At 72.5% G+C, this 11,762-nt stretch carries 9 protein-coding genes; 5 read left to right on the top strand and 4 right to left on the bottom strand.

Going from position 1 to position 11,762, the window contains the following annotated elements:
- Positions 1–89 precede the first annotated feature (89 nt).
- Positions 90–2,222 carry a discoidin domain-containing protein gene (locus tag ACZ63E_RS35110; protein ID WP_465340531.1) on the bottom strand — a complete coding sequence of 711 codons (2,133 nt, stop codon included), beginning with the start codon at positions 2,220–2,222 and terminating at the stop codon, positions 90–92.
- A gap of 217 nt (positions 2,223–2,439) precedes the next feature.
- Here ACZ63E_RS35110 and ACZ63E_RS35105 point away from each other — a divergent pair, with 217 nt between their 5' ends.
- Together ACZ63E_RS35105 and ACZ63E_RS35100 are read left to right on the top strand one after the other, a co-directional pair.
- Positions 2,440–3,372, top strand: coding sequence for a DUF1996 domain-containing protein (locus ACZ63E_RS35105; protein WP_465304642.1), 933 nt, complete (start codon positions 2,440–2,442; stop codon positions 3,370–3,372).
- Entirely contained in the window at positions 3,369–3,914 is a 546-nt protein-coding gene (locus ACZ63E_RS35100; RefSeq protein ID WP_465340530.1) for a DUF305 domain-containing protein, read from the top strand. The genes ACZ63E_RS35105 and ACZ63E_RS35100 overlap by 4 nt, the downstream gene beginning before the upstream one ends.
- Before the next feature lie 63 nt (positions 3,915–3,977).
- Here ACZ63E_RS35100 and ACZ63E_RS35095 read toward each other — a convergent pair whose 3' ends face one another.
- On the bottom strand, positions 3,978–7,157 hold the full coding sequence (locus tag ACZ63E_RS35095) for a TIM-barrel domain-containing protein (RefSeq protein WP_465340529.1): 3,180 nt from the start codon (positions 7,155–7,157) through the stop codon (positions 3,978–3,980).
- 350 nt (positions 7,158–7,507) lie between these two features.
- Positions 7,508–8,551, bottom strand: a complete 1,044-nt coding sequence (locus tag ACZ63E_RS35090; protein ID WP_465340527.1) for a LacI family DNA-binding transcriptional regulator — start codon at positions 8,549–8,551, stop codon at positions 7,508–7,510.
- A 120-nt stretch (positions 8,552–8,671) separates the two neighbouring features.
- Between ACZ63E_RS35090 and ACZ63E_RS35085 the strand changes: the two genes are divergently transcribed.
- The 3 genes from ACZ63E_RS35085 to ACZ63E_RS35075 are packed head-to-tail and all read left to right on the top strand — an operon-like array spanning position 8,672 to position 10,750.
- Positions 8,672–9,064: a hypothetical protein gene (locus ACZ63E_RS35085; protein WP_465304634.1), complete on the top strand. Its 393-nt coding sequence runs from the start codon at positions 8,672–8,674 to the stop codon at positions 9,062–9,064.
- Positions 9,065–9,074: 10 nt separating this feature from the next.
- On the top strand, positions 9,075–10,145 hold the full coding sequence (locus ACZ63E_RS35080) for a sensor histidine kinase (protein WP_465340525.1): 1,071 nt from the start codon (positions 9,075–9,077) through the stop codon (positions 10,143–10,145).
- Entirely contained in the window at positions 10,142–10,750 is a 609-nt protein-coding gene (locus tag ACZ63E_RS35075) for a response regulator transcription factor (protein ID WP_465340524.1), read from the top strand. Before ACZ63E_RS35080 ends, ACZ63E_RS35075 begins: the two co-directional genes overlap by 4 nt.
- Here ACZ63E_RS35075 and ACZ63E_RS35070 read toward each other — a convergent pair.
- Positions 10,747–11,508: an NPP1 family protein gene (locus tag ACZ63E_RS35070; RefSeq protein ID WP_465340523.1), complete on the bottom strand. Its 762-nt coding sequence runs from the start codon at positions 11,506–11,508 to the stop codon at positions 10,747–10,749. The genes ACZ63E_RS35075 and ACZ63E_RS35070 overlap by 4 nt on opposite strands.
- Positions 11,509–11,762 lie beyond the last annotated feature (254 nt).

The raw sequence follows: 11,762 nt of genomic DNA, 5'->3' as shown, positions 1-11,762 counted from the left end.
GCGTCCAACGAAGAGGGACCCCCCCCCTTCCTCCCCCCCCCCGCCCCCCTTGTTTTCCCCCCCCCCCCCCCCCCCCCCCCCCACTCCGGTCAGCTTCGGTAGACGCCGAACTCGTACAGCGAGTACCCGTACGCCGTGCCCCGCTGTGTCGCGTTCACCCGGACATACCGCGCCGTGGCCGAGATCGCGAGGTCGTCGGCGCCGCCGTCACCGGACGTCGTGCCGTAGATCGGCCGCCAGTTCACCGCGTCGTCGCTGACCTGGATCTCGTACGTCTTGCCGAACGCCGACTCCCAGACCAGCTGCACGTGGTTGAAGGCCTGCCTGCTGCCCAGGTCGACCTGCAGCCACTGCGGGTCGCTCCACGCGCTCGCCCAGCGCGTGGCCGGGTTGCCGTCGGTCGCGGCCTGCGGCGGGTAGGGCGCGCCCGGGCCGTCGGCCTGGTAGGTCGACGCCGTGGTCGCGGCGCCGCGGGCCAGGTTCGTGCCCGGCACCGGCGGCGCGACGACCCGCAGCGAGCGCGTCTCGATGCCGACGTTGCCGTGGCCGTCCCGGGCGTAGAGGTAGATCTTCCAGACGCCCAGCTGCTGCGGCGCGGTGACGGTGAACGTCCCGTTCCCGGTGAACTGCGCGGGGATCAGGCCGCCGGCGTTGTTGATGTACTTGCTGTTGTAGCCCATCGTGTAGGTGATCGGGTCACCGTCCGGATCGGACACCGCCGCGGTCAGGGTGAACGTCGAGCCGGCCGGGACGTCGGCGCTGCGGCTGAGGTTCATCGAGGAGATCACCGGCGGGGTGTTGCCGCCGGTCTGTCCACTGTAGATCCGGCGGACGGCGTACCAGGCGAGCCGCTTCTCGTTGCCCGTGGTGATGTTGAACCAGACGCCGCCGAAGTCGCCTTCGGTGCCGTAGTGGAAGAGCGTCGCGCCGAGCGCCACGCCGGGGTGGGCCAGCACGCAGTTCCAGGCGTTGACGTACCCGTCGCGCTTCTGCTGGTCGGTCGGCTCGGCGGGGACGCCGTTGCCGTCGTTCGGGACTTCCCACTCACCGGCCGGGCCGGTCTCGGTGATGATGTACGGCTTCGTGTAACCGCCGTTGAGCCAGTCCTGCTTCACCTGGCACACCTGGGCGTAGGAGTTCACCGAGTAGAGGTCGAGGTTCGGCGCGTACGCCTTGTAGTACGGCCAGGCGCCGGTCCAGGCGTCGGTCGAGGTGACCGGGTGGTTCGTGTCGATCGCGTGGATGGCCTGCGCCGCCTGGTCGACGAACCGCGTGTAGGCGATCCGGTTCTGCTCCAGCAGCGTGCCGGAGTAGCAGTTCTGCATGCCGAGGATCGACTCGTTGCCGACGTTCCACATGAGCACGCCGGGGTTCGCCTTGTAGGTGCTCACCCACTTCTGGATCTCGGCCAGCATCGTGTTCTTGTAGTTCGTGTCGGTGGTGTAGTCGACGCAGCCGCCGCTGCCGGGACCGCCGCCGGGCTGGAGCCAGAAGCCCGCGACCACCTTGATGCCGTTGGCCGCGGCCGCGTCGAAGAGCGGCTGGCTGGACCCGTCGGTGCCCCAGGTGCGCACGGTGTTGACGCCGATCGCATGCAGTTCGGGCATCCGCGTGGCCGCTTCGCTCACCGGCGGTCCCCAGGTGAGGCCCTTGACGGTCCACGGTGCCCCGTCGACCGTCAGCTGCCAGTTCCCCTGTCCGCCGGTCACCCGCGTGACGCCGGGGCCGTCCTGCGTCGGGGTGCCCGGGGTGCCGCTGACCTGGAACTCCCAGAGCGAGTAGCCGTAACCGCCGACGCGGTGGGTGCCATAGAAGCGCACGTACCGGCCATGACCCGTGACGGCGAGGGTCTGGACGCCGCCGGTCGCGGTGGTCGTGCTGTATACAGTCTGCCAAGTGGCGGCGTTGTCCGAAACCTGGATTTCGTATGCAGTCGCGTAGGCGGCCTCCCAGTTCAGGGTGACCTGGCTGATGTCGGCGGGCGCGCCGAGGTCGACCTGCAGCCACTGCGGGTCGCTCCAGGCGCTCGCCCAGCGGGTGCCGGCGTTGCCGTCGACCGCCGCGGCCGCCGGCGTGCCCGCGCCTTCGCTGCTCGACGCGGTCGCGGGTCTGCCTTGGGAAAGCACGGTCGCGGCGTGCGCCGGGGACGGGCCGGCGAGCAGACCCAGCAGGAGCAGGGCCACCAGCGCCGGGACGGCACGGAGGAGCGACGGTCGGTCCACGGTGATCTCCCGTACGACAAGGGACGGAGGCTGGAGAGCGCTCTCCGGCGCGACCGATGGTTCGGCACGGCCGCCCGCGTTGTCAAGGTCCCGCCGGGAATCGGACAGTCGCTGTCATCGCCCGGATGTGGTTGATCCTTGACACGGTGGCGGCTCGGTGCGCATGCTCTTGGAGAGCGCTCTCCCATTCCCCAGGCACCCTCACCGTGGAGGACCCTTGGTATCGAAAGCCGCGCTCCTCGCCTGCACCGCCGCCACCGTGCTGGCAGGCGCCTTCCTGACCGCGGCCACCTGGTCGCCCGCCGGAGCCGACGACCTGGTCACGCACCACGAGTTCCAGGTCAACTGCTCCCCCAGCCACCACCAGCCGGACGACCCGATCGTCTTCCCCGGGCTGCCCGGCGCGTCGCACGACCACACGTTCATCGGCAACAAGACCACCAACGCGGCCACGACGCTGCAGTCGCTGCAGAACTCCGGCGTCGGCAACACGACGTGCCTCGCGCCGGACGACCTGTCGGCGTACTGGTTCCCGACCGTCTACAACGGGAACCAGGTGGTGCTGCCGAACTTCGCGCAGGTCGTCTACTACAAGTCCGGCATCCTCGACTACACGAAGGTCGTGCCGTTCCCGCCCGGCCTGCGGTACGTCGCCGGGAGCGTGACGGCGACCCAGGACGAGTTCCAGCACGCGCCCGGCGCCATCGAGGGCTGGGAGTGCGGGGACAGCTTCCACAACTGGGACGTCCCGGTGCAGTGCGTCCCCGGCAGCCAGCTCAACATCCGCTACCAGGCGCCGAGCTGCTGGGACGGCGTCCACCTGGACTCGGCCGACCACAAGAGCCACATGGCGTACCCGGACCGGGCGACGCTGACGTGCCCGGCCGACCACCCCGTGGCCGTGCCGATGCTCGAGTTCAAGATCGCGTTCCCGGTCAGCGGGGACATGTCCGGGGTCCACCTGGCCAGCGGGCGCGGGTACTCGTGGCACTACGACTTCTTCAACGCGTGGGACCCGCCGACCCTCGCCGCGCTGGTCACGCACTGCATCAACGGCGGGCTGCAGTGCGACCCGCGCGGGTTCGACCTGTACAAGCCCGATCGCGGGACCGTGCTGGGCCCGAACTACCGGCTGCCCGGCCGGCCGTGATCCGGCGGGCCCTGGGGGCGGTGGTGGTGGCGCTGACCATGGGCGGGTGCGCCACCACCGGCCCCGCCGCGCCCGCCGCCGCCCCGGTCTCCGCGCCGGGGTTCAACCCGACCGACATCGCCTGGCTGCAGCTGGTGGTGCCGATGACGGAGAACGCCGTGACGGCCGCCCGCCTCGCCCCGGACCACGCGTCGAGCGCCGTGGTCCGGGACGCGGCCGGTTCGGTCGTGGCGCCCCAGGAGAAGCTGCTGGGACGGCTGCGCGCGGCCCGCGACCGGGCCGGGCTCCCGGCGACCGACGTCCACAGTGGACACCGGATGCCGGGGATGGTGACCCCGGCCGACCTGGTCGCGTTGCGCACGGACCGGGGCACGGAGTTCGACCAGCGGCTCGTCGCGCTGCTGCGGGCACACGCCGCGCAGCTGGTGGTGCTGGCCCGGGGCGAGCAGACCTCGGGCGGGGACGCCCGGACCCGGGAACTGGCCAAGGAGGTCGGCGCCGAAGGGTCCCGTCAGGAGCAGGTGCTGGCCCGTACGCAGTAAGGGGCCGTCGGGGCCGCCTCCGAAACGGCCCCGACGGCATTTCCGGCTCCGCCCGCCGGAAGCTCAGTACGCCACCACCACCGGTCCCCGGGTCGCCGGGGCGGTCACCGTCAGCGTGTGCGTCGCCGCGTCGAACTTCCAGCGCGACGGCGGCGCCCACGCCCCGCCGACCTTCACCCGTGACGGCGCCGCGGAGACACCGAGGAACTTCACCGTCCACTCGCGCGGCCCGGCCTGGGAACGCCCCTGGGCCACCGTCACCGTGTGCGCCCCGCCCCGCTCGCTGTACCGGATCGGCGTCGTCGAGCTGTGCTTGGCCGACGTGCCGTCGTCCTCGTACAGCGAGAACGACCCGGAACCGCCGGTCGCCACGGTCACCGTCACCCGGTTCAGCGGGTTCTGGACGTCGTTGGTGACGTCCGCCGTGCGGGTCGCGGTGATGCCGCCGGCGCGCAGGAACACCGGCATCGTGCCGAGGTCCGCCGTCACCTGCTGCGTCGTGCCGCCCGCGTAGGTCCTGCCGGAGAAGTAGTCCGTCCACTGCCCCGGCGGGAACCAGACGGACGTGCTCGCCGACGCGCCGGGCGAGGTCACCGGCGCCACCAGCATGTCCGGCCCGTAGAAGTACTCGCTCTGGGCCGCGGTGTACGCGGCCGGCTCGTCCGGGTACTCCAGGTAGGTCGGCCGCACGACGGGCACGCCGGTCGTCGCCGCCTCCTGGGCCAGCGTGTAGGTGTAGGGCACCAGGTTCTCGCGCAGGTTCAGGAACTTCGTCGCCGAGTCCTTCGCCGCGCCGGTGTACTGCCACGGCAGCCGGTCGCTGTGGTTGCTGTGCAGCCGGTCGATCGGCTGGAACGTGCCGAGCTGCACCCACCGCGCGTACAGGTCGTCGGGCAGCTTGGCCGTCTGGTGCTGCTGCCCGCCCGAGGTGTAGGTCTCGCTGCCGCGCAGCCCGGTCGTGTCGTTGTGCCCGCCGATGTCGTGGCTGATCGCCGACATGCCGGTCGCGGCCGACTCACCCGGCGTCGCGCCGACCTCCATCCGCAGCGTGCCCCACGTCGAGGACGTGTCGCCGGTGAAGTGCAGCGTGCTGCGCTTGTCCGCCCACGGCCCGGTCGAGAGCCCCACCGGGCCGCCGTACCCGCCGGCCTGCAGCGACCCGTAGGCCCGCGAGATGACGAACCCGCGCCCGGTCGCCGGCGCGGCCAGGTCGGCGTACTGCTGGTTGATCCACGCGTCCGGGGTGACGCCCGCCAGGCTCGACTTCGACGCGTCGCAGCACCAGTCGAGCCACCAGAAGTCGTTGCCCTGCTTCATCATCCCGGCGTGCAGGTCGAGGTAGGCCTTGAGCTGGTCCGGGTCGCCCCAGTCGAAGACGTAGCAGTCCGTGCCGCAATTGGACTTGACGAGCTTGCCCTTCGCCGTCGCCTGGGCGCGGGCGAACTGCGGGTCCGAACCCATGATGCTCGGGTGGATGTTGAGGTTGTTGTGCAGCCCCTGCGCCTTCGACCAGGCGAAGAACGCCGCCGGGTCCGGGAACTTCGTGGTGTCGAACTGCCAGCCGTTCCACGTGTCCGGCGCCTTGAAGTCCGTGTCGGTGACCAACACGTCCAGCGGCACGCCCTCGCTGCGGAAGCGCGGCAGGATCGTGTCGCGGTAGTCGGCCGCGGTGCGGTCGATGTACCCGGAGTACCAGACGCCGTAGGCCCAGCGCGGCAGCAGCTGCGGCGGCCCGGTCAGCGTCGCGAGGTCACGCAGCCCGGCCTTGTAGTCGTGCCCGAAGGCGAAGACGTACCCGTCCTGGTAGGGGTTCCCGCCGTGCGACGGCCGCTGCGTCACCGCGCGGGTCCGGGTGTTGTACAGCGCGGACGTCGTGTCGTCGAGCAGATACCAGCCGTCGGAGTGCAGCAGCCCTTCGGTCAGCGACGGGTTCCCGTTGTCGCCGTTGACCCCGTCGAGGCCGCGCCGGTACCCGCCGAGCGTGAGGTGCGGCTGCGGCGCCGCGGCACCGGTCGCGGTGACGGCGATCGTGTCCACGTTGACGTGGCAGCTCGTGTCGTCCGGGCAGCCGAGCACGACGTCGTTCGTGCCGGCCTTCAGATCGACCGGCACCGACGCGCTCCCCCACGAGTCCCAGTTCTCGGTGACCGGCAGGGTCAGCGTGCGGGTGACCCCGTTGGCCGCGGCCGTCGCGGTCCTCGTCTCGTGCCGGCCGTCCCCGCCGGTGCCGTTCGCGTAGCGGACGTGCAGCTGGTACGTGCCGGCCGCGGGAACGTCGACGACGCGGTGCGTCAGGGCGGCGTCGCGGTTGAGCTCGGCGACGAACCCGCGTCCGGCGTAGCCCGCGTGGTCGGTCGCGACCACCGCGGAGCCAGTCCGCAGCGCGGATTCCGCCTCACAGCTCACGTCCACGGCGCAGCCGGTGAACGCGCGGGCCGAAGCGGGCGGGAAGGGCGTGCCGGGGGTGAGCACCGCGAGCGCGTCGACGTTGACGTTCCCGGAGTCGGTCGCGGTCCGCGTGAGGCGGACGCTGTGGCGGCCCGCGCCGAGCGTGACCGGCACCGAGGCGATCGCCCAGCTGTCCCAGTCGGCCGTCGCGGGCAGGGTGAGCTTCTGCGGCGCGCCGCCGTCGACCGAGACGCTCAGGGTGCGGGTGACGTGCTGGCCGTCGCCGCCCTGGCCGTTGGCGTAGCGGGCGGTCACGACGTAGGTCCCGGCGGTGGCCGCGACGACGTCGGCCGTCGCCGCCGCGCCGGTGTTCTCGAACCCGGCGAGGAACCCTTCGCCGGTGTAGCCGCGGTGGTCGGTGGCGACGCCGAGGCCGTCGGCCGCCAGGTCCTCGCCCTCGCACAGCGCGCCGACCGCGCAGGTCAGGTGCCGCCACGGTGCGGCCAGGACCGGCGTCGCGCCGGTGGCCGTGCGGACGCGGAGGTTGCCGGAGTCGAACGGCCCGGAGCCCAGCCGGTAGGTCAGCGTGGTCGCGCTGGTGCGGATGGTCAGGACCCCGCCGGACGTCGTCGAGGTGAACGGCGTCGGCGTGAACGCGTCCCGGCCGACGGCGTTGAAGGTGGCCGCGTCGGTGAAGCGGCCGTCACCGGCGTACTCCGTGCGGATGACCGTCGGGGAAAGGATCTGGAACCGGGCGTTCCCGGCGGTGACGGTCTGGCGCGCGGGTCCGGCGGCGGCCGGCGTCGCGACGCCCACGGCCGCGACGGCACCCGCGGCGACGGCGAGCGCGCACACCAGGTGAAGGGTTTTCGCTGGTCTCGTCCGCACAGGCGGAACTCCGTTCCGGGAAGGGGGACCGACAATTTACAACGTTGGAAAAAACCCGGTCCCGATCCGACCACAGCGGGACGCCGGATGTCCAGACCAAAGGGCCGAACTGTCCGGACAGGTCAGCGCCCGGTGACGCCGTCGATCCCGGGGGTGCCCCTGGGTCCGGGCAAAGTCGGATTCGCGCGGCCGAGCTGCCACCGGCGACTGCCGCCTCTGCGGCGGCGGATCGTGCCGGAACTCGGGACGCCGCAGTGTCGTTCGAAAGTCCGGTCGCGATGGGAACCCGTGTCCCCGGTGGGCCGGGAAGGTGGCGCTCAGGCCGAGTCCCGGACCACCAGCTCCGGGTCGAAGATCACCGACTCCGCCCGCAGCGCCGGGTCGGCCATGCGGTCCAGCACCATCCGGGCCATCGCCGCGCCCATCGCTTCGACCGGCTGGCGGACCGTCGTCAAGCGAGGCCGGCAGCTCAACGCGACCCGGCTGTCGTCGAACCCGATCACCGCCACGTCGTCCGGGATGCGGCGGCCCGCGTCGCGCAGCACCGTCAGCGCGCCGTACGCCATCAGGTCGTTGGCCACGAACAGCCCGTCCAGCGCGGGTTCCTCGGCCAGCAGCCGTTCCATCGCGCGTTCGCCGCCATGCTCGGTGAAGTCGCCTTCGGCCACCGCGACGTACGCGTGGCCGTGGCGGGCCATCGCGTCCCGGAAACCCGCCAGCCGGTCCTGGCCCGCCGGGGTGCCGGCCGGGCCCGCGATCGTGGCGACCCGGTGGCAGCCGCGCGCGACGAGCCGCTCCGCCGCGATCCGGGCGCCGTCCTGGTGCGCGACGTCGACGTAGCACACCGGCGCCGGGCGGGCCGGGCGCGCGAACAGGGCCGTCGGAACACCCGCGTCGGTCAGCATGCGGGGCAGCGGGTCCTCCGCCGGGTGCAGCGAGATCAGCAGCACGCCGCTGATCTGCTCCTGCCGCAGCTTCGGCACGAGCTTCGCGCGTTCTTCGTCGCTGTCGACCAGCATCAGCAGCGGGTGCAGGCCCAGCGGCCGCAGGTGCGCGACCACGCCTTCGACGACCCGGCCGAAGAACGGGTCGCCGAACACCCCGCCGGTGAACGCTTCGACGTGCCGCTCCGGCTCGGACACCACCAGCGCGATGCCGCCGGTGCGCCGGGTGACCAGGGAGCGGGCGGCCCGGTTGGGCACGTACCCGGTGTCGGCGATCGCGCGCTCGACGGTCTCCCGCAGCTTAGGGTCGACGTTGCGCACGCTGTTGACCACGCGGGACACCGTGGCCCGCGAGACGCCGGCGACCCGCGCGACGTCCTCCAAGGTCGGCGGCGCCGAGGGCGGCTGCGTCGTCACCCGTCCTTTGTAGCACGCTGTGAGAGCGCTCTCCCAGCGCCGGGCCGATGACAAATGTCATGGCGGGCCGCTGGCGGACGGCACTGCCCCGCCGGGCCCCGCGGCGGCGAACATTCCGGTATGACCACCACACCACGAACCACCACGGCCGGCTTCCGGCCCGTCCTGCTCCTGACCGGCGGTTACGCCACACTTTCCGTGCTCACCCTCCTCGTGATCGTCCTGTTCCGGAACCACCCGGCGATGGTGACCGACGCGGTCTGGGTGCGCGCCACGATCGTCGTCGCCAGCTCGCTCCTGACGTTCGCCTTCGCCCGCAGCGCGGCCCGCGGGTCGCGCAAGGGGCTGCTGCGGCTGCGGATCGTCTCCGCGGTGATGCTCGTGGCGATCGTCGTCATCGTCGCCCTGCCGGGCCTGTTCCCGGTGTGGCTGCGGGTCGAGCAGGCGGTGTGCGGGCTGCTGCTGCTCGGCGTGACGGTGCTCGTCAACCGGCCGCGCCCGCGGGCGCGGTAGCGTCGCGGTCGTGACCAGGACGGCGGACGTGCAGCGCTGGGTGCGCGGCTGGCGCGTGATGCTGCTGGACGCGGGCATGCTCGTCTACCCGGCGGTGACGGTGCCCGGCGTGCTGCAGCACTCGACCGGTCACAGCGCGGTCGCGGGCTGCGTGATCGTCGCGGGATTCGCCGGCTGCTACGTCCTCGCGGCGACGGCGGCGGCGAAACGGGCCGTGCCCCAGTTCTGGGCGCTGCTCGGGATGAGCACCCTCCTGTTCGCCGCCGCTCTCCCCTTCGCCCACGACACCGCGTTCTTCCTCATCATCGTCGTCGTGTCCCTGGCGGCGCCGCGGCTCCCCCGCGGCGCCCTCGCGCTGGTCGCCGTGTCCGCGCTCGCGGCGCTCGTCGTCCCGTGGGTGGTGTGGGACGGCCCCGGCTGGACGCAGGCGGTCGCGCTCGTGTTCACCGTGCTCGTCGTCCACGTGGTCGCCGAGGCGGTCCGGGCCAACGCCGCGCTCGTCGAGGCCCGCGCCGAGGTCGCGCGGCTGGCGTCCGAGGCCGAACGCGCGCGGATCGCCCGGGACCTGCACGACCTGCTCGGCCACTCGCTGACGGCGATCACGGTCAAGAGCACCTTGGCGAGGCGGCTGCTCGCCACCGACGGCGCCCGGGCGGGCGAGGAGATGACCGCCGTGGAAACCCTGGCCCGCCAGGCGCTGACCGACGTCCGCGCGGCGGTGTCGGGCTACCGCGACGTCACGCTCGCCGGTGAGCTCGCCCGCGGCCGCGAGCTGCTGCGCGCGTGCGGGGTCACCGCCGACCTGCCGACCGCCACCGATGTCGTCGGCCCGGACCGGCAGGAGCTGTTCGGCTGGGTGGTGCGCGAGGGCCTGACCAACGTCGCCCGGCACGCACGCGCTGGCCGGTGCGCGGTGACGCTCTCGGCGTCCACTGTGGAGGTCGTGGACGACGGCGTGGGCGGGCCGCCCGGCGAGGGCTCGGGGCTCGCGGGGCTCCGGGAACGCGTCGAGGCCGCCGGCGGAAGCGTCGAAGCCGGGCCGGTCACGCCGCGCGGCTGGCGGCTGCGGGTGGCGCTGTGACCATCCGCCTGCTGCTCGCCGACGACCAGGAGCTGGTCCGCCAGGCGCTGTGCGCGCTGCTCGCGCTCGAGGAAGACTTCGAGGTGGTCGCTTCGGTCGGCCGTGGTGACGAGGTCGTGGCCGCGGCGCGGGAACACCGTCCCGACGTCGCTTTGCTGGACATCGAGATGCCGGGCCTGGACGGGCTCGCGGCCGCGGCGGTGCTCGCGGCGCAGGTGCCGGACTGCCGCGTTGTCATGCTCACGACGTTCGGCCGCGCCGGGTACCTCCGCCGGGCGATCGAGGCCGGCGCGGCCGGGTTCGTCGTGAAGGACGCGCCCGCGGACGTCCTCGCCGACGCGATCCGCCGGGTAAGGACCGGCGAGCGGGTGGTGGACCCGGCGCTCGCGGTCGCGACGCTGGCCGCGGGCGAGTCGCCGTTGACCGCCCGCGAACGCGACGTGCTCATCACCGCCCGCACCGGCGCGACGATCGCCGAGATCGCGTCCCGGCTGTACCTGTCCGAAGGCACGGTCCGGAACTACGTTTCCGCGGCGATCACCAAGACCGGCGCCCGCAACCGCGTCGAAGCGGTCCGGCTCGCGGACGAGCGCGGCTGGCTCTAGGCGTTCTCGTCGAACGGGATGCCACCCGGCTTCGCCTTGCCGAGGTTGCCGTTGAACTGGTCGTCCTTGATGCCGAAGGTGGCGCTGCCGAAGTCGGCGCCGACGAGCTTGTCCCGGATCCCGGACGGGTAGCCGTCCCAGCCGACGAGCGTCGGGTACTGCCAGGCGCCCTTGTGGTTCTCGGGCGGGTCGTCGTTGCCGTTGGCCGAGCGGAAGCAGTGCGTCGAGCCGCCGTCCTTGTGGTAGACGACCTTGGCGTGCGTGCCCTCGAACAGCAGGCTCGCGCGGTCGTGCACCGCGAAGCCGCCGTGCTGCGACGTCGCGACGTACTCGACCTGGTTGTCCTTGACCCACACGACGACGTGCTCCCAGTCGTGGCGGTGGCCGGCGCTGCCCGGGCCGAGCGAGGCCTGGTCCTTTTCGAAGTAGAGCGTGTACATCACCGCGCACCAGCCGTTGTCGCACTTCTGGCGCGAGTAGGAGTTGGTGTTGTCGAGGTCCCAGGAGTCGCGGCAGTGGCCGTTGGTGTCACCGCCGAGCGACAGGCCGGGCGCGATGGTGCCGTCCGGGCCGATCGCCGGGGTCGGGTAACAGCCGTCCTTGTCGTAGTCGAAGGCGGGCTGGAAGGTCTTCTCGAAGTCGCTCGCGTTGGCGGGCAGGGCACCGGGCGGGTCGGCCAGCGCCGTCGCCGGGAAGGCGAGCGAGAGGGCCAGCGCGCCTGCGGCAGTGGCGGCGAGCTTGCGGAGGTGGTGCGCCATGCCCGTGCTCCCTTGGTAACTGTCGGAAACTTTCCGACCGGTGGTGGACTCAGGCTCGCGAGGAGGAACGGCGCCCGCAACCGTGCTCCGGCGAGTCTGCCCGGCAAGGGCAGCCGAACGAGCACAAACGCGCATTACGGCCCGGTGAGCGGCAACCCGGTCGTGGGGGGGGGGGGGGGGGGGGGGGGGGGGGGGGGGGGCGGAAGGGGGGTAGTGGATGGGTGGGGGAGGAGCTCGGGGGAGCCCAGGCCTCT

This window comes from Amycolatopsis sp. NPDC104819 (genome assembly GCF_055583145.1).
The sequence above is the reverse complement of the archived record's forward strand: the minus strand, read 5'-3'. Positions and strand labels throughout refer to the sequence as shown.